Annotated in this window: 18 protein-coding genes; 12 read left to right on the forward strand and 6 right to left on the reverse strand. The window is 67.0% G+C overall.

The window, feature by feature from the left end:
* Both ROZ37_RS19080 and ROZ37_RS19085 read left to right on the forward strand, forming a co-directional pair.
* The coding region (locus ROZ37_RS19080; protein WP_312661993.1) for a hypothetical protein at positions 1-274 on the forward strand (274 nt) is incomplete at its 5' end.
* 87 nt (positions 275-361) lie between these two features.
* Complete coding sequence (locus ROZ37_RS19085; protein WP_312661995.1) at positions 362-2,704, forward strand: penicillin acylase family protein; 2,343 nt, start codon at positions 362-364, stop codon at positions 2,702-2,704.
* Positions 2,705-2,955: 251 nt separating this feature from the next.
* Here ROZ37_RS19085 and ROZ37_RS19090 read toward each other — a convergent pair whose 3' ends face one another.
* The gene (locus ROZ37_RS19090) at positions 2,956-4,647 is read right to left on the reverse strand and encodes an alpha-glucosidase (RefSeq protein ID WP_312661997.1); all 1,692 of its coding nucleotides are present in this window, start codon (positions 4,645-4,647) and stop codon (positions 2,956-2,958) included.
* A gap of 154 nt (positions 4,648-4,801) precedes the next feature.
* Positions 4,802-5,800 carry an LLM class flavin-dependent oxidoreductase gene (locus ROZ37_RS19095; RefSeq protein ID WP_312661998.1) on the reverse strand — a complete coding sequence of 333 codons (999 nt, stop codon included), beginning with the start codon at positions 5,798-5,800 and terminating at the stop codon, positions 4,802-4,804.
* Positions 5,801-6,083: 283 nt separating this feature from the next.
* Here ROZ37_RS19095 and ROZ37_RS19100 point away from each other — a divergent pair, with 283 nt between their 5' ends.
* The 6 genes from ROZ37_RS19100 to ROZ37_RS19125 all read left to right on the forward strand — a co-directional run bounded on the left by ROZ37_RS19100 (position 6,084) and on the right by ROZ37_RS19125 (position 10,865).
* Positions 6,084-6,272, forward strand: a complete 189-nt coding sequence (locus ROZ37_RS19100) for an NF038104 family lipoprotein (RefSeq protein WP_312661999.1) — start codon at positions 6,084-6,086, stop codon at positions 6,270-6,272.
* Between the two features lie 173 nt (positions 6,273-6,445).
* Positions 6,446-6,922, forward strand: a complete 477-nt coding sequence (locus tag ROZ37_RS19105; protein WP_312662000.1) for a 4Fe-4S dicluster domain-containing protein — start codon at positions 6,446-6,448, stop codon at positions 6,920-6,922.
* A 13-nt stretch (positions 6,923-6,935) separates the two neighbouring features.
* Positions 6,936-8,783, forward strand: a complete 1,848-nt coding sequence (locus ROZ37_RS19110) for an aldehyde ferredoxin oxidoreductase family protein (protein WP_312662001.1) — start codon at positions 6,936-6,938, stop codon at positions 8,781-8,783.
* 233 nt (positions 8,784-9,016) lie between these two features.
* Positions 9,017-10,291, forward strand: a complete 1,275-nt coding sequence (locus tag ROZ37_RS19115) for an FAD-dependent oxidoreductase (RefSeq protein WP_312662002.1) — start codon at positions 9,017-9,019, stop codon at positions 10,289-10,291.
* Positions 10,288-10,539, forward strand: coding sequence for a MoaD/ThiS family protein (locus ROZ37_RS19120; RefSeq protein WP_312662004.1), 252 nt, complete (start codon positions 10,288-10,290; stop codon positions 10,537-10,539). The genes ROZ37_RS19115 and ROZ37_RS19120 overlap by 4 nt, the downstream gene beginning before the upstream one ends.
* Positions 10,515-10,865 (forward strand): hypothetical protein, encoded by a 351-nt coding sequence (locus ROZ37_RS19125; protein ID WP_312662006.1) that lies wholly within the window; start codon positions 10,515-10,517, stop codon positions 10,863-10,865. Before ROZ37_RS19120 ends, ROZ37_RS19125 begins: the two co-directional genes overlap by 25 nt.
* 8 nt (positions 10,866-10,873) lie before the next feature.
* Here ROZ37_RS19125 and ROZ37_RS19130 read toward each other — a convergent pair whose 3' ends face one another.
* Genes ROZ37_RS19130 through ROZ37_RS19140 form a run of 3 tightly spaced genes read right to left on the reverse strand, consistent with a single transcriptional unit; the run spans position 10,874 to position 12,164 of the window.
* On the reverse strand, positions 10,874-11,569 hold the full coding sequence (locus tag ROZ37_RS19130) for a DUF502 domain-containing protein (protein ID WP_312662008.1): 696 nt from the start codon (positions 11,567-11,569) through the stop codon (positions 10,874-10,876).
* Entirely contained in the window at positions 11,566-11,862 is a 297-nt protein-coding gene (locus ROZ37_RS19135) for a type II toxin-antitoxin system RelE/ParE family toxin (RefSeq protein ID WP_312662009.1), read from the reverse strand. Before ROZ37_RS19135 ends, ROZ37_RS19130 begins: the two co-directional genes overlap by 4 nt.
* Entirely contained in the window at positions 11,859-12,164 is a 306-nt protein-coding gene (locus tag ROZ37_RS19140) for a type II toxin-antitoxin system Phd/YefM family antitoxin (protein WP_312662010.1), read from the reverse strand. The genes ROZ37_RS19135 and ROZ37_RS19140 overlap by 4 nt, the downstream gene beginning before the upstream one ends.
* A gap of 135 nt (positions 12,165-12,299) precedes the next feature.
* Between ROZ37_RS19140 and ROZ37_RS19145 the strand changes: the two genes are divergently transcribed.
* Together ROZ37_RS19145 and ROZ37_RS19150 are read left to right on the forward strand one after the other, a co-directional pair.
* Positions 12,300-13,004: an ABC transporter permease gene (locus ROZ37_RS19145; RefSeq protein WP_312662113.1), complete on the forward strand. Its 705-nt coding sequence runs from the start codon at positions 12,300-12,302 to the stop codon at positions 13,002-13,004.
* A gap of 5 nt (positions 13,005-13,009) precedes the next feature.
* Entirely contained in the window at positions 13,010-13,723 is a 714-nt protein-coding gene (locus tag ROZ37_RS19150; protein ID WP_312662011.1) for a phosphate ABC transporter ATP-binding protein, read from the forward strand.
* Here ROZ37_RS19150 and ROZ37_RS19155 read toward each other — a convergent pair.
* Complete coding sequence (locus ROZ37_RS19155) at positions 13,686-14,627, reverse strand: LysR family transcriptional regulator (protein ID WP_312662012.1); 942 nt, start codon at positions 14,625-14,627, stop codon at positions 13,686-13,688. The two genes, ROZ37_RS19150 and ROZ37_RS19155, sit on opposite strands and share 38 nt — an antisense overlap.
* Before the next feature lie 103 nt (positions 14,628-14,730).
* Between ROZ37_RS19155 and ROZ37_RS19160 the strand changes: the two genes are divergently transcribed.
* Both ROZ37_RS19160 and ROZ37_RS19165 read left to right on the forward strand, forming a co-directional pair.
* The gene (locus ROZ37_RS19160) at positions 14,731-15,603 is read left to right on the forward strand and encodes an SDR family oxidoreductase (protein WP_312662014.1); all 873 of its coding nucleotides are present in this window, start codon (positions 14,731-14,733) and stop codon (positions 15,601-15,603) included.
* A 30-nt stretch (positions 15,604-15,633) separates the two neighbouring features.
* Positions 15,634-16,179 carry a cytochrome b gene (locus ROZ37_RS19165; protein ID WP_312662015.1) on the forward strand — a complete coding sequence of 182 codons (546 nt, stop codon included), beginning with the start codon at positions 15,634-15,636 and terminating at the stop codon, positions 16,177-16,179.
* The last annotated feature ends 8 nt before the right edge of the window (positions 16,180-16,187 follow it).

Consider the following 16,187-nt stretch of genomic DNA (forward strand, 5'->3'; position numbering starts at 1 on the left):
CCCAATTGCCGTTGCACAATCGGCTGAAAAAGCAGCTGGAATCGTCATCAGGGCGGCTCAGGTCGGATCTTTTCAGCATCGATTTTTTTCCAGGCGGCCGGAAACCGAAGGTGAAGGCGGAATTTTCAACACCCTGTTAGGAGGCAGGACCGCGGTGCCGGCGCTTCGACTATTACCCCGGCAGCTAAATACCGTTCGGGCTGAGCTTGTCGAAGCCCTGCCAACGCCCTTCGACAAGCTCAGGGCGAACGGTTGTATTAATTTGCCGGGTTAATAGCTCGGTCCGAACGGCATCTGCTTGCCGAGGTGATCGTCTCGCTCCGCGCGATAATGCGGCGTCCTCCTGTCCTGTGAGAACGTCATGGCGACGAAGAAGAAACGCGCCCGCCGGTGGCTGCTCGGCTTCGCATTGCTGTTCCTGCTGGCGGCGCTGTACGGCGTGTGGGTGATGCGCTCGGGCTTGCCGCAGCGGGACGGGGAGCTGCGCCTCGCGGGCCTGCATGCGCCGGTCGAGGTGCGGTGGGACCGTTACGGTGTGCCGCATCTGAAGGGCGGGAGCGGACGGGATCTCGCGCTCGCGCTCGGTTTTCTTCACGCCAACGACCGCATGACGCAACTCGAACTCGGGCGTCGCGCGGCGGCGGGACGGCTCGCGGAAGTCTTCGGGCCGGGCGCGGTGCCGATGGACGCCGAGGCGCGGATGCTGCGCCTGCGCGAAGCGGCCGAGGCGGCGCTGACGCGCGCGGGTCCGGAAAGCCGCGAGTGGTTCGACGCCTATGCGGCCGGGGTCAATGCGTGGCTGGAGCGCCGCGGCGACGATCTGCCGCCGACGCTGAAGCTCTTCGGCATCCGGCCCGAGCCGTGGACGCCGGTGGATAGCCTCGGCTTCGTGTTCCTGATGGCGCGCGATTTGTCGTTCTGGCAGGGTCGGCCCGAGGAGATGCGGTTCGAGTGGCTGCGGCGCTTCGGCCCGGAGCGCACGCAGGATCTCATCGGCGACCCGAATTTGCATATGCCGCCCGCAATCGTCGCCATGGCGCAGGCGGAACACGCGGCGGCGGGGCGCGCCGCGACTGCGTCGGTTCCCGCCCGCGATCTGGCTCTCGGCAGCAACAACTGGGTGGTCGGGCTGTCGCGCAGCGCGGAAGGACTGCCATTGGTCGCGAACGACATGCATCTGCCGATGCAATTGCCGGGCTTGTGGTACCAGGCGCACTTTCGCGCGCCGGATTACGAAGTCATGGGCGTCACGCTGCCCGGCGTCCCCGGCGTCGTCGTCGGGCAGAACCGCGACCTCGCGTGGGCGCTGACCAACGTGATGATGGACGACCACGACCTGTTCTTCGAGGAGCTCGATCCCGCCGGCGAGCGCGTGCGCCGAGGCGACGAGTGGGCACCGATCGCGACCGAGCGCGTCGAAATCCCGGTGCGCTGGGCGCGTCCGGTGCCACTGACGCTGCAGACCACCGACCGCGGCCCGCTGCTGCCGGCCGACCCCAACCGCGGCCTGCCGCCGCGCAGCCTCGCCTGGACCGCGTACCGGCTCGACGATCCGCTCGCGGCCTTCCTGCATCTCGGCCGCGCGCGGCGTGTCGCGGACATCCCGGCCGGCATCAAGGGTTTCGTCGCTCCGGCGCAGAACCTGGTCGCGGCGGACCGCGACGGCGGCTTGCTGCATGTAATCCTCGGCCGGATGCCGCGGCGCTTGCAGGGGGACGGGCGTTTGCCGACGCCCGGCCGCGACGCGGCCTATGGATGGGACGGGCTGCGCGATGCGAGCGAGAATCCGCGGCGCCCGCCGGAAGACGACTCGCTCGTCACCGCCAACGAGGACATCCGCCCGAAACCGGGTGCTAGCCCGCTGACCGCCGACTTCGATGGTCCCGCTCGCGCGAAGCGCATTCGCGAATTGCTCGTGCAGAAGCCACGCTGGCTGGCGGCGGATTTCGCCGCGATGCAGGGCGACACCGTGTCGCTCTTCGCGCGCGAGCTGGTCGCGCTCAGCGACGGGGCCTACGTCGGCTCCGCCGCCCGTGCGCACGAAGCCCTCGCCAGCTGGGACGGACGAATGGGCGTGGACGGAACGTCGGCGCTGTTCGCGTTATACGAGAAGCGGCTGACCGAAGCGATCTTCGGTGATGAGCTCGACGTCGCACAGGTGACGGGACCGGTGCGGCGCGCGTGGCTGATGCGGATCCTGCACGGCGAGATGGACGGAGCATGGTTCGACGACGTCGCCACGCCCGACATCGAATCCCGCGACGCGATCATCGCCAAGGCGCTCGGTGAAGCCTGGGACGAGGGCGCGGAACGCTGGGGCGAGGAGGTGAGCCGATGGGAGTACGGCGAATTGCACCGGCTGACGCTGCGTCATCCGCTTGGAATGCTGCCCGTCGTCGGCCGCCTCTTCAACCGCGGACCGTTCCCCATTGCCGGCTCGGCGACGACCATTGCAGCCTTCCCGCTCCCCGGGCCCGGCAAGGCTGCCAACGTCAACGAGGGACCGACGGTGCGCTGGGTGGCGGTCGCAGGCGACGGCGACCGCAGCCTCGCCGTCCTGCCCGGCGGCCAATCCGGCCATCCGTTCGATCCTCACTACGACGACCAGCTCGACCTCTACCTGCGCGGCGCGACGCATCCGGCGACGTGGAGCGAGGAGGCGATCGCCGCGGCGACCGTGTCGTCGATGAAACTGCAGCCTTGAAGGGGCGATGACAACGAATCCGGGCGAACGCGCTGCGCTTTTCGGCCGTACCCGAACCGAAGCCTCGGCGGCGATACCACCGACGGGAAGACAAGCGGCGGAAGGCGCTGCGCTTTTCCGCTCTGCGTGAAAAGTGCGTGGCCTCTTCAGGCCGCAAATGAAACGCACAGCATGGCTCGTCCTGAACCTGTCGAAGGGCAGTCGCGCTGACAGGACTTCGACAAGCTCAGCCCGAACGATATTGGTTGTCGTTAGTAACTCAGCCGGTATACCCGTGCTTCGTACGGACGCAGCGGCAACTGGCGGAGAGGTTCGTGCGGGTCGATCGCGCGGTTCGCGAGCACGAGATTCGCGTGGTTCAGCGCGAGGCCGTCATGTTCGAACATTGCCGGGTTGCGCGTGAGGTTCGTGATGACGACGTAGCGGTGTGTGTCGTCGTGGCGGATGTACGCGTACACCTGCGGATCGTCTTCCATCAGCAGGTCGTACCGGCCGTAGATCAGCGTCGGCGCTTCCCGGCGCAGGCGGATCAGGCGGCGGTAGTAGTTGAGGACGGAAGCCGGGTCGTCGTCCTGCGCGGCGACGTTGATCGTCGCATGGTTCGGATTGAGCTTGAGCCAGGTGCGCGGGCCGGTCGAGAAGCCGGCGTTGGGCGAAGCGTTCCACTGCATCGGCGTGCGCGAGTTGTCGCGCGAGATGACGCGCAGAAGTTCGAGGATGTCGTCCTCGGACATGCCCTGGCGCTTCATCTGCGCGTGGCGGTTCTTCGTCAGCACGTCGTCGAAGTCGGCCAGCGTGTCGAAGCGGCTGTTCGTCATGCCGAGCTCCTGGCCCTGGTAGATGAACGGCGTGCCCTGCATCAGAAAGTACATCGTCGCGAGCGCCGTCGCGCTCTCGCGCCGCAGCGCGTTCGTGTCGCCCCAGCGGGAGACGATGCGCGGCAGGTCGTGGTTCTCGATGAAGAGCGCGTTCCAGCCGATGCCGTCGAGCGTCTTCTGCCATTTCGTCAGCACGCGCTTCAGCGCAACGACGTCGAGCGGGCCGCGCGGGTCGCGTTTCCACAGCGCGGAGTGTTCGAACTGGAAGATCATGTTGAGCCGCTCGTGCTCGTCGCCGACCCAGTGGCAGGCTTCCTCGGGCGACACGCCGTTCGCTTCGCCGACGGTGACGCCGTCGTAATGCGCGAAGGTGTTGCGGCACAGCTCGTCGAGGTAGTCGAGCACGCCGTCGACGTTCATGTGCTTCGGGAACGACGGCACGTAGTCGAGCCCGTCCGGGTTCGGCATGTCGGGCAGGCCGGGTTCCTTCTTCTTGTGGCTGACCGCGTCGAGCCGGAAGCCGTCGACGCCCTTGTCCATCCACCAGCGCACGGTCGCGTAGATCGCCTTGCGCATCTCCGGGTTGTCCCAGTTGAGGTCGGGCTGGCGCTCGGAGAAGAGGTGCAGGAAATACTGGTCGGTCGTCTCGTCGTGCTTCCACGCCGAGCCCTTGAAGATGCTCTCCCAGTTGTTCGGCTCGCGCTCACCGCGTCCGTCGCGCCAGATGTACCAGTCGCGCTTGGGGTTGTCGCGCGACGAGCGCGATTCGATGAACCACGGGTGCTCGTCGCTGGTGTGGTTCGCGACGAGGTCGAGGATCAGGCGCATGCCGCGGCGGTGGACGTCGGCGAGCAGCCGGTCGAAATCCTCCATCGTGCCGAACTCGGCGAGGATGGTCTGATAGTCACTGACGTCGTAGCCGTTGTCGTCGTTCGGCGAGCGGAAGATCGGGCAGATCCAGATCAGGTCGACGCCGAGCGATTGCAGGTAGTCGAGGCGGGATGCGATGCCGTTCAGGTCGCCGATGCCGTCGCCGTTCGAATCCATGAAGCTGCGCGGGTAGATCTGATATGCGACAGCTTCCTTCCACCAGATCCTGCCGCCGGTGGTGCCTTCCGTGCTCATGCGTTATTCCTGCCGAATTCGATGCTGGGGAGCCTGCCGGGCATTGGACCCGGGCAAGCGGGAGACCGCGCTGGGTGGCGGCCCCGAAAACCGGCGCGGATTTTACCGCGTCGGCGGGCGCGAAGAAGGGACCGGACGCGCTTTCCCGGAAAAACTACTTCCCGATTTCCGCGGCGCGCACCTGCGCGGCGATTTCGTAAGAGCGCAGCCGCGCGTCGTGGTCATGAATCTGCGACGCGATCATCAGCTCGTCCGCGCCGGTCTCGGCGATGAACTCACGCAGCCGCCGGGCGACGGTGTCCGGCGAGCCGATCGCGGAGCACGAAAGCACGTGCGCGAGCATCGCCTTCTCGGCGCCGCCGAGCTGCTCGATGTAGCCTTGAACGGGCGGCTGGAGCTTCGTCGGCCGTCCGCTGCGCAGATTGACGAAGGCCTGCTGCATCGACGTCGCGAGGTATTCGGCTTCCTCGTCGCTGTCCGCGGCGAACACGTTGAAGCCGAGCATGACGTAAGGCCGCTCGAGGTGCGCCGACGGGCGAAAAAGGCGCCGGTACAGCGCGACCGCGTCCATCATCTGCGCCGGCGCGAAGTGCGACGCGAACGCGTACGGCAGGCCGAGCACTGCCGCGAGCTGGGCGCCGAAGAGGCTCGAACCGAGGATCCACACCGGGACTTCCGACCCCGCCCCCGGCACCGCGCGCACCTTCCGCGCCGGCTCGTCCGGCTGGAGGTAGCCGATCAGCTCGACGACGTCATGCGGGAACTGGTCCTCGTTCGCGTGCAGGTCGCGGCGCAGCGCGCGTGCGGTCGCTGCGTCCGACCCCGGCGCGCGGCCGAGGCCGAGATCAATGCGCCCCGGGAACAGCGCTTCGAGCGTGCCGAACTGCTCGGCGACGACGAGCGGCGAGTGGTTCGGCAGCATCACGCCGCCGGCGCCGACCCGGATCGTCGACGTCGCGCCGGCGACGTGCGCGATGACGACCGCGGTCGCCGCGCTGGCGATCCCGGGCATGCTGTGATGCTCGGCGAGCCAGAAGCGACGGTAGCCCCAGCGCTCGCAGTGCTGCGCGAGATCGGCGGAATGACGAAAGGCGAGCGCAGCGTCGCCGCTCTCGATGATCGGACAGAGGTCCAGGACGGAGAAAGGAGTCATCCCGGGAATATCGGAAACGCCGCCGGCCGCTGTCAACCGCAGGATGTGTCCGGGGGTTAGTGCCGGCGCCGAACGGCGTGCATTCGAGTCCTGGCGCAACTGAAAAAAGCCCGGCGCCGTGATGGAAAAGCGCGACGAGCCGGGCTTGCTCAGAAATCGATCGCGACCGCCCAAGAGCCGCAACGGACGCGGCATTCGACATTGCGTAGCGCCGGCCACGGGTCTTTCCATCACTGCGCCGTAGAATGCGCGCTCGGTTGCCGATGCGGGCTGGAGGCTGGAAATGAAATCGATGTCGTTGCTGATTCTCGTCGCGCTTGTCTCATCGACCGGCGGGTGCGCGGTTTTCGCGGTCGCGGATGCGGCGGTCACGGTTGCGGCGACGACGGTCAAGGTCGGTGCGAAGGTCGTCGGCGCCGGCGTCGAGGCGATGATTCCGGACGACGAGGACAGCGCGGAAAAGAGTGATTAGCGCACGGAAACGTCGGCGGGCCGAAGCGATTGCCTCACCCCGCCGCGAGTGCTACTTTGGCGGGCACCGGGGCGCTTACTTACAAGAAACATGCCCTGCGGAGAAACGGGGACAGACCACGTTTTTCCGCCCAGAAAACGCGGTCTGTCCCCGTTTTTCGAAGGAGTCTTTCGATGTGGAAATCGCTTCACATTGACCCGGCCAAATGCACCGGCTGCCTGCAGTGCGAGATGGCGTGTTCGTACGAACACACGGGCGCGATCAACCCCAGCAAATCGCGGATCAAGGTCTTCAGCTTCGAGCACGAGGGGCGCAAGATCCCCTACACCTGTACGCAGTGCACCGAGGCGTGGTGCATGCACTCCTGTCCGGTAGACGCGATCCGGCTCGACCTCATGACCGGCGCGAAGATGGTGTTCGAGGACACCTGCGTCGGCTGCAAGGTGTGCACGATCGCCTGTCCGTTCGGCACGATCAACTACAACCAGGCGACCGGCAAGGTGCAGAAGTGCGACCTGTGCGAAGGCGACCCGGCGTGCGCCAACGCCTGTCCGACCGGCGCAATCACCTACGTCGACGCCGACTGGACCGGGCTCGGGCGCATGCAGGCCTGGGCTGCGAAGGCCAACACGCCGGCTTCGGCCGCCTGACGGGAGCACGATCATGGGATGGAATCGCAAGGTCCTGCGCGTGAACCTCACCGAAGGCACGTGCAAGGAAGAACCGCTGAACATGCAGTGGGCGAACGAGTACCTCGGCTCGCGGGGACTGTCGACGAAATACCTGGTGTCCGAGATCGACCCGAAGGTCGATCCGCTGTCGCCGGACAACAAGATGATCATGGGCACCGGCCCGCTGACCGGCACGATGGCCTCGACCGGTGGGCGCTACACGGTCGTCACGAAAGGTCCGCTGACCGGCGCGATCGCCTGTTCGAACTCGGGCGGCTTCTTCGGCGCCGAGATGAAGTTCGCCGGCTGGGACATGGTGATCTTCGAAGGCCGCGCACCGAAGCCGGTCTATCTGTACATCGAGAACGACAAGGCCGAACTGCGCGACGCGTCGCACCTGTGGGGCAAGAGCTGCTGGGAGACCGAAGAGACGATCAAGACGCAGCACCAGGACCCGCTGATCCGCGTGTCGTCGATCGGCCGCACGGGCGAAAACCAGGTGCTGTTCGCGTGCATCGTCAATGACCTGCACCGCGCCGCCGGGCGTTCCGGGGTCGGCGCGGTGATGGGCTCGAAGAACCTGAAGGCGGTTGCGATCCGCGGCACGAAGGGCGTGTCGGGCATCCGGGATTTCGCCGGCTTCCTGAAGGCGACGACGGACGCGAAGAAGGTGCTCGCCGACAACGCGGTCACCGGCGAGGGCCTGCCGAAGTTCGGCACGCAGGTGCTGATGAACGTTATCAACGAGATGGGCGCGCTGCCTACGCGCAACCATCGCGACGTGCAGTTCGAGGACGCGTCGAAGATCTCGGCCGAAGCGATGCACGAAAAGCGCCCGACCGACGGCAAGCCGCAGCTCGTGACGAACGCCGCGTGCTTCGGCTGCACGATCGCCTGCGGGCGGATCTCCGCGATCGACAAGACGCATTTCACCGTGAAGAACAGCCCCAAGTACTGGGGCGCGTCCGGCGGACTTGAGTACGAAGCCGCGTGGGCGCTCGGCGCGGCCAACGGCGTCGGCGACCTCGAAGCGCTGCAGTACGCGAACCTGCTGTGCAACGAGCAGGGCATGGACCCGATCTCGTTCGGCGCGACCATCGGCGCGGTGATGGAGCTGTACGAGATGGGCGTGCTGACGAAGGAGCAGATCGGCATCGACGCGCCGTTCGGCTCGGCCGAGGCGCTCGCGAAGCTCACCGAGATGACCGCGGCCGGCGAAGGCTTCGGCCGCGAGATCGGCCTCGGTTCGGCGCGGCTCACCGCGAAGTACGGCCATCCCGAGCTGTCGATGACGGTCAAGAAGCAGGAATTCCCGGCGTACGACTCGCGCGGCATCCAGGGGATCGGCCTCGCGTACGCGACGTCGAACCGCGGCGCGTGTCACCTGCGCGGCTACACCGTCGCGTCGGAAGTGCTCGGCGTGCCGGTGAAGACCGATCCGCACGCGATCGAAGGCAAGGCGGAACTCGTGAAGGCGTTCCAGGACGCGACCGCGGTGTTCGATTCGGCCGGCATCTGCGTGTTCACGTCGTTCGCGTGGACGCTCGCCGACGTGCAGCCGCAGATCGCGGCCGCGTGCGAAGGCGACTGGTCGATGGACAAGTTGAACGAAGTCGGCGAGCGCATCTGGAACATGGAGCGACAGTTCAACAACGCCGCCGGCCTCACCGCCAGCGACGACAATCTGCCGCCGCGCCTGACCACCGAACCGGCGAAATCGGGACCGGCCGAAGGCATGGTCAATCGGCTGTCCGAGATGCTGCCGGAGTATTACCGGGTGCGAGGCTGGACGCCGGAAGGGGTGCCGATGCCGGAGACGCTGTCGCGGCTGGGCCTTTGAGCCGAGCGTTACGGGGGTTGAGTCGAGGGCGGCCGGATCCGTCCGTCCGCGTCGAGTCCTTCGACGGATCGAGGCGTGTCGAAGGACGATCGCGGGCTTCGACACGCCGGTCGCGCGTAACCGGCGCCGGCTGCCGGATCGACAGTCTGTATCCGATACGGTCGCCCGTTCCCGTGCGCACGCAACCGCGAAAGGGGCGACCCCATGCAAATCGCGCAAACGAGGGCGAACCGATGAAACACGTGATTCTCGGCAACGGGCCCGCGGGCGTCGTCGCCGCCGAAACCTTGCGACATGCGGCGCCGGCCGACGAGATCGTCCTCGTCGGCGCCGAGGACGCGCCGCCGTATTCGCGCATGGCGATCCCCTATCTGCTCGAAGAGAACATCGACGAGTCGGGGACCTACCTGCGCAAGTCCCCGGGGCACTTCGAAGGGCTGCGGATCCGCGAACTGCGCGGGCGGGCGGTGTCGCTCGACGAGGCCGGGCGACGCGTGCTATTCGACGACGGGCATTTCGAGGACTACGACCGCCTGCTGATCGCGACCGGCTCCCACCCGGTGCGCCCGCCGATTCCCGGCGTTGATCTGCCGGAAGTCCACACTTGCTGGACACTGGAGGACGCACGCGCGATCGCCCGCTTCGCGCAGCCCGGAGCACGCGTGCTGCAGCTCGGCGCCGGCTTCATCGGCTGCATCATCATGGAGGCGCTCGAGGCGCGCGGCGTCGAGCTGACGGTCGTCGAGATGGGCGACCGCATGGTGCCGCGGATGATGACGCCGCAGGCGGGCGGCATGATACGGAAGTGGGTCGAGAACAAGGGCATCCGCGTCGTGACGAATGCCGGCGTGCGCCGGATCGATCGACGCGCGAGCAACGACGCGCCGCTCGATGTGACGCTGTCGACCGGCGAGGTCGTCGTCGCCGATCTCGTGATCGTCGCGGCCGGCGTCGCTCCGAACGTCGCGTTCCTCGAGTCGACGGGCGTCCACGTGGCGAAAGGCGTGCTCGTCGACGACCGGCTCGAGACCAGCGTCTCGGGCATCTTCGCGGCCGGCGACGTCGCCGAAGCCCCGGACCTCTTCACCGGCGAGCACCTCGTCGCGGCGATCCAGCCGAACGCGGTCGACCAGGCGCGCGTTGCGGCGCTGAACATGGCGGGCGGCGATACGCGGCTGAAAGGCGTGCTCGCGATCAACGTGCTGGCGACGCTCGGGCTGATCTCGTCCTCGTTCGGCCAGTGGTGGGGCGAGGATGCGTCGAAGGGCGGCGCGGGCGTCGAGCATGTCGACGAGGTGGCGTACCGCTACCTGAGCCTGCAGTTCCGGGACGACGTGATGATCGGCGCGACCTCGATCGGGCTGACCGAACATGTCGGCGTGCTGCGCGGGCTGATCCAGGGCAAGGTGCCTCTGGGCGAGTGGAAGGACCGGCTGCTGCACTCGCCGCTGCAGTTCGTCGACGCGTATATCGCGCGGTCGCAACAACCGGTCGCGCTGGTCCGATGAAAGTCGGCTTCAAGCTCTTCGCGTCGCTGACCGACCTGCTGCCGCCCGAACGCGACGGCAACCGCGTCGAGCTCGACCTCGAGGAGGGCACGACGATCGCGGACGTGATCGCGCGCTTCCGGGTTCCCGAGCGCAGCGCGCATCTCGTGCTCGTGAACGGGCTGTTCATCCCGCGCGAGGCGCGCGCGAGCCGGCGCCTTGCGGAGCACGACGAGCTCGCCGTGTGGCCGCCGATCGCGGGGGGCTGACGCCGGTGAGTTCGGGCTCGGCGTTCATCAACGGCCCGGTGCCAGAAACCTTCGAGCGGCAGATCAGCGCGACGCCGGCGCAGTTCGAGCGCGACCTGCGCAAGGCGTGGCCGGCCGGCGTCGCGACGGTCGCACCGGGGCATTTTCGGGTGCAGGACGGCTCAGCCGTGCTCGACCTCCGCGTCGAGTCGCGCGGCGTTCGTCGGCTCGGCATGTTCGAGTTGCCGCAGATCGCGGTCCAGTACTGCTTTTCGGGCGCCGGAGAAGCCGAGCGCGCCCGGCTGCTGCGCACGCTCGACCGCGCGATGCAGCGCGGCGGCGGCTGATCGGCGCTTCAGCTGCCGGTCCGCGGCGGGTTGTCGAAGCGGATGTGGTCGGGGGAGCTCGTCCCGCCCGTCATCACGAAGGTCATCGCTTCTTCCATCGTCCAGTCGGTCGGCACGACATCGACGAGCGGGACGATCTCGATATAGCCCGACGTCGGGTTCGGCGCCGTCGGCACGTAGACCGCGGCGATTTCCTCGCCGGTCTCCGAGTCGAGCATGACTTTCGTGACGAAGCCGACCGTCTTCATCTGCCGGTTGGGGAAGCTGATCAGGACGACGCGCTGGCCCTTCATCGGCGGCTTGCGCAGCGTCTCCAGAAAACGCTTTGTGCCGCCGTAGATCGTCTGCACGAGCGGCAGGCGGGCGAGCATCGCCTCGGCTGCGTCGAGCAGCTTCCGCCCGAGCACGAGCGACGCCATCACGCCGATCGCATACAGGCTGGCGAGCGTCAGCAGCACCGCGACGAGCTTCTGGAAGTCGGAGTCGAGCAGCCACGCGGCCGCGGTCCCGGACACCGGCGCGATGAGGCCCGCGGCCGCCCGCAGCAGCGGCGTTCCCATCGACGCGAGAATGCCGAGCAGAAAGTCGAACACCAGCCACGTCACCCACAGCGGCGCGACGGTAAAGAAGCCGATCAGGATGTAGCGGCCGAAATGATGAGTGGGGCGCGGCGGGACCGGACGGTCGGAATCGTCGGCGCTCATGGGAGGGCTTCTCCGGGAAATTTTCGCGCGGTGTGGACGAGGTTCAAAATCACGATGGCGTCAGCGCTGATTTTGACGAAGGCGATGTAGGGCAATCGTCGAATTACGAGCTCGCGTGCCCCCGGAATCCGGTCGCTTTCCCGGATGCGTTCCGGGAAAGGCGCGAGCGACTCGATCTGGGATATGAGGCGGCGGCTTACCGCTTCGGCCGTCGCCGGCCCCGCCTCCCTGAAGTAGTACGCGAGAATCTCTTCGAGATCGTCGAGCGCCGCACGCGTCCAGACGATCCTCATCGGGCAAAACGGTCCTTGAGCCGATCGCGCACGCGTTTCATGGCCTCGTCGTGTTCGACGATTTCCACTTTGCCGTCATCGACCTGTTCCAGCGTCCGGGAGACCTTTTCGAAGAGCCACCCGTCGTAGCCTGGCTCCTTATCGAGCAGGAGCTCCGGAAGTACCGTGTCGGCTGCGTCTTCAATCGAGATCATGATCCCGACTGGCCGGTCGTTCCTGGTAACCACGACCGGCTCGCGCCGGGCTGCATCGAGGAATTCGCCGAAGTGATTCTTGGCCTCGCGGGCGGACATGATCTTCATGACGAGTCTCCATTTAAATGTGTCCATTGTAACTATAGTGGGCATTCTGACCAACGTGTCCTTTACCTCGGCCGTCATGCCGTACGATCACGCCCGACTGTGGAAACCCGGGCCGATCCGCTATTCTCCGTGCCCATGTCCCTGTTCGCCGCGACCTTCTCCGAAGCCTTTTCGCTGCTCGCCTCGCTCGATCAGCGCGTCGCGGAAATCGTGCTGCTGTCGTTGCAGGTGAGCGGCACCGCGGTCGCCGTCGGCACGCTGATCGGTCTGCCGCTCGGCGCCTGCCTTGCGATCGGCAGTTTCCCGGGCAAACACGTGGCGTCGGTGCTGATGAACGGAATGATGGGCGCGCCGTCGGTCGTCGTCGGCGTCGTCGTCTACCTGCTGCTGTCGCGCTCGGGGCCGCTCGGCGACTTCGGCCTGCTGTACACGCCCGGCGCGATGGTGCTGGCGCAGAGCCTGCTCGTGATCCCGCTGATGGCGGCAATCAGCCGGCAGGTGATCGAGGACGCGTGGCAGCGCTATGCCGAGGAGTTGCGGGTGATGCGCTTCTCGTGGTGGCAGAGCGTGACGACCTTGCTGTACGACTGCCGGCATTCGCTTGTGGTCGCGCTGCTCGCCGGCCTCGGGCGCGCGATGAGCGAGGTCGGTGCGGTGATGATCGTCGGCGGCAACATCGATCGCTCGACGCGCGTGATGACGACGACGATCGCGCTCGAGACGAGCAAGGGCGACCTGCCGCTCGCGATTGCCCTCGGCATCGTGCTGATCGTAGTGATCCTCGGGCTCAACGCGTTCGCGTTCGCGCTGCGGGGCTGGGCGATGCGTCGTTACGGATGAGCAGCATGTTTCCACTGCGGCTTCGCGGTTTGCGCTTTCAGCCGAACGGACGGACGGTGCTCGACGGCGTCGATCTCGAACTCGGCGACGAGGGCATCACGCTGCTGCTCGGGCCGAACGGTGCGGGCAAGAGCGTGCTGCTGCGCACCTTGTGCGGGCTCGTCGAGCCGAGCGGCGGCGCGATCGACTGGGGCGGCGGCGCGCGGCCCGATTTCGGCGTGACGATGGTGTTCCAGCATCCGATGGTGCTGCGCGCGTCGGTGCTCGAAAACGTCGCGGTCGCGCTGAAACCGCGTGGCGTCGCACGACGGGAGCGCGCGCGCCGGGCGGCGGCCGTGCTGGCGCGGGTCGGGCTCGGCGGTCGCGAGGGCGACAGCGCGCGCCATCTGTCCGGCGGCGAAAAACAGCGTCTCGCGCTCGCGCGCGCGTGGATCACCGCGCCGAAACTGCTGCTCCTCGACGAACCGACCGCGAGCCTCGACCCTTCTGCGACCGCGGAAGTCGAGCGCATCGTGCGCGAGATCCGCACCGACGGCACGCGCATCCTGATGGCGACGCACAACCTCGGTCAGGCGACGCGGCTCGGCGACGACGTCGTGTTCATGAGCGCGGGCCGGGTGCGCGAGCACGCGCCGGTGCAGCGCTTCTTCGCGCGGCCCGCGTCCGAGGAGGCGCGCCTCTTCATTCAGGGCGAGTTGCCGTGGCGGCTGACGTTTTGATCGCCGTCCGGTCCCAGTACGGCACCGGGCCGAGGCGTTCGGCGAGATAGTCGACCAGCACGCGGACGCGGTGCGGCACGTAGCGCGTGCCCGGAAACACCGCATAGACCTGCAGCTGGGTCGACGAATATTCCGGCAGCAGTTCTTCGAGCAGCCCCGCCTGGACGGCCCTCGACGTGATGAACGTCGGCTGGTACGCGATGCCGAGGCCGCGGATCGCCGCTTCGAGCAGGGCGTCGCCGTTGTTCATGTGCATGCGCCCGCGCACCGGAATGGTCCGGATCTCGTCGCCGACCCGGAAGCGCCAGCCCGACGACGGCGCGAGCGTGTAGGTCAGGCAGTGGTGCTCCAGCAGTTCGTCCGGATGCTGCGGCCGGCCGTGGCGTTCTAGATAGGACGGCGCCGCGACTGCGACCATGTCGCTCGTCGTCAGCCGCCGCATCGCGAGGTTGGGGTCGATCTGTTGCGAGATGCGCACCGCGAAGTCCATCCCGCCTTCGATCAGATTGACCCGGCGGTCGCTGAACTCCAGGTCGACGGTCACGTCCGGATAGGTCGTCACGAAGTCCGAGATCAGCGGCACGAGGTGACGGATGCCGAAGCTCATCGGGACGCTGACGCGGATCGCGCCGCGCGGCGCCCGGTTCTCGCCGGCGAGGTCGCCTTCCGCGCTCTCGACCAGCGCGAGAATCTCCCGGCACTTCTCGAGGTAAGCGATTCCCGACGACGTGAGGCTCAGCCGGCGCGTGCTGCGCGCGAGCAGCTTGGTGCCGAGGTGCGCTTCGAGCCCGGCGATCTGGCGCGTGATTGCGGAGCGCGCGACGTTCAGATGGTCCGCGACGGCGGTGAAGCTGCCGGCTTCGGCGACCCGGACGAACACGTCCATGGCTTGCAGGCGATCCATTGTTTTCCTATCGGCAACAAAGAATTTGAAAATAGCTGCTATTTTCGAACCAATCAATCCCCTAAATTTCGCCCATCGATTCACGGCAGCGGGGGATACGGAAATGATTCTGGTGACGGGAGCAACCGGGCAGTTGGGACAGCGCATCGTCAGGCGCCTGTTCGCCGGTCTGTCCGAAACCGGCGCCGGACGTCTCGCCGCCAGCGTGCGCGATGTTTCCCGGGCCGCCGAACTCGCCGCCCGCGGCATCGACGTCCGGCGGGCCGATTTCGACGATCGCGAAACCCTGATGATGGCGTTTTCGGGCGTCGAGCGTCTGGTTTTGATCTCGACCGACGGGCCGAAGGACATCCGGATCGCGCAGCATCGCAATGCGATCGAGGCGGCGAAAGCGGCGGGCGTGGGTCACATCTATTACACCAGCTTCCTCGACGCCGACGCCGATTCGCCGTCCGAATTCGCGCAAGTGCACGCGGCGACCGAGGCGACGCTGGCCGGCTCCGGGCTCGACTTCACGCTGCTGCGCAACGGTCTGTATGCCGACTTCCTGCCGATGAACTTCGCCGCTGCGCTGGAAAGCGGCGTGCTGCAGTTGCCGGCGGGCGAGGGCAAGGTGAGCTACGTGTCGCGCAACGACCTCGCGGAGGCGATCGCCGCCGCCGTGCTCGCGCCGCGGCTCGAAAAGAAGGTGTACGAACTGACCGGACAAAGCGCTCACGACTACCGGGAACTTGCGGCGAAAGTCGGCCGCGCCGCCGGCAAGACGCTGCGCTACGAGCCGGTCTCGGAGGACGAGTACGTCGCGTCGCTCGAAGCTGCCGGACTGCCGGCGAAGTTCGCGCGTGCCCTCGGAAACATGTATTCGGCCGCCGCGGAGAATCGCTTCGCACGCACGACGACCGATTTTGCGGCGCTCGTCGGTCACCCGCCGCGGTCGATCGACTGCCTCGTGGCCGAGTTTTTCCGCGCGGCCTGAAAACCCGAAAACATAAAAGGAGAAAACTCCATGTCCCCCCAACCCCACTACTCCGCGCCCGCCCGCTGGGCGCACTGGACGACAGCGGCGCTGATGTTCGCGGCGTTCCCCCTCGGCGTGTACATGCACGAGCTGCCGCTGTCGCCCCTGAAGTTGCAGCTCATCTCGTATCACAAATGGATCGGCGTCGGTGTGCTGCTGCTGATCCTGCCGCGCTTGTTCGTGCGTCTGACGCGCCGCGCGCCCGCTCCGCTGCCGGCACCCGCCTGGCAGCAAAAGGTCGCCGGCCTCACCCACGTGCTGCTCTACGTGCTGATGATCGCGGTGCCGATGACCGGCTGGCTGATGAGTTCCGCGAAAGGCTTTCCGGTCGTGTTCCTCGGCGTCGTGCCGCTGCCCGACCTCGTCGGCAAGAGCGACGCGCTCGGCGACTTCTTTGCCACCGCGCACGTGACGCTCAATTACACCTTGCTCGCGCTCGTCGTGTTGCACGTTGCCGCCGCCGTGAAGCATCACCTGTTCGATCGTGACGCGACGCTGTCGCGCATGCTGCCCGCGCTCGCTCGCGCCCGATAAGAGGACTC

Origin of the sequence: Aromatoleum sp., from assembly GCF_032027225.1 — a bacterium.
GTDB lineage: Bacteria > Pseudomonadota > Gammaproteobacteria > Burkholderiales > Rhodocyclaceae > Aromatoleum.

Bases quoted from the DNA above. Each gene is read 5' to 3' on its own strand.
- ROZ37_RS19085 (WP_312661995.1), top strand. From the start codon at position 362: ATGGCGACGAAGAAGAAACGCGCCCGCCGGTGGCTGCTCGGCTTCGCA.
- ROZ37_RS19090 (WP_312661997.1), bottom strand. From the start codon at position 4,647: ATGAGCACGGAAGGCACCACCGGCGGCAGGATCTGGTGGAAGGAAGCT.
- ROZ37_RS19095 (WP_312661998.1), bottom strand. From the start codon at position 5,800: ATGACTCCTTTCTCCGTCCTGGACCTCTGTCCGATCATCGAGAGCGGC.
- ROZ37_RS19100 (WP_312661999.1), top strand. From the start codon at position 6,084: ATGAAATCGATGTCGTTGCTGATTCTCGTCGCGCTTGTCTCATCGACC.
- ROZ37_RS19105 (WP_312662000.1), top strand. From the start codon at position 6,446: ATGTGGAAATCGCTTCACATTGACCCGGCCAAATGCACCGGCTGCCTG.
- ROZ37_RS19110 (WP_312662001.1), top strand. From the start codon at position 6,936: ATGGGATGGAATCGCAAGGTCCTGCGCGTGAACCTCACCGAAGGCACG.
- ROZ37_RS19115 (WP_312662002.1), top strand. From the start codon at position 9,017: ATGAAACACGTGATTCTCGGCAACGGGCCCGCGGGCGTCGTCGCCGCC.
- ROZ37_RS19120 (WP_312662004.1), top strand. From the start codon at position 10,288: ATGAAAGTCGGCTTCAAGCTCTTCGCGTCGCTGACCGACCTGCTGCCG.
- ROZ37_RS19130 (WP_312662008.1), bottom strand. From the start codon at position 11,569: ATGAGCGCCGACGATTCCGACCGTCCGGTCCCGCCGCGCCCCACTCAT.
- ROZ37_RS19135 (WP_312662009.1), bottom strand. From the start codon at position 11,862: ATGAGGATCGTCTGGACGCGTGCGGCGCTCGACGATCTCGAAGAGATT.
- ROZ37_RS19140 (WP_312662010.1), bottom strand. From the start codon at position 12,164: ATGAAGATCATGTCCGCCCGCGAGGCCAAGAATCACTTCGGCGAATTC.
- ROZ37_RS19145 (WP_312662113.1), top strand. From the start codon at position 12,300: ATGTCCCTGTTCGCCGCGACCTTCTCCGAAGCCTTTTCGCTGCTCGCC.
- ROZ37_RS19150 (WP_312662011.1), top strand. From the start codon at position 13,010: ATGTTTCCACTGCGGCTTCGCGGTTTGCGCTTTCAGCCGAACGGACGG.
- ROZ37_RS19155 (WP_312662012.1), bottom strand. From the start codon at position 14,627: ATGGATCGCCTGCAAGCCATGGACGTGTTCGTCCGGGTCGCCGAAGCC.
- ROZ37_RS19160 (WP_312662014.1), top strand. From the start codon at position 14,731: ATGATTCTGGTGACGGGAGCAACCGGGCAGTTGGGACAGCGCATCGTC.
- ROZ37_RS19165 (WP_312662015.1), top strand. From the start codon at position 15,634: ATGTCCCCCCAACCCCACTACTCCGCGCCCGCCCGCTGGGCGCACTGG.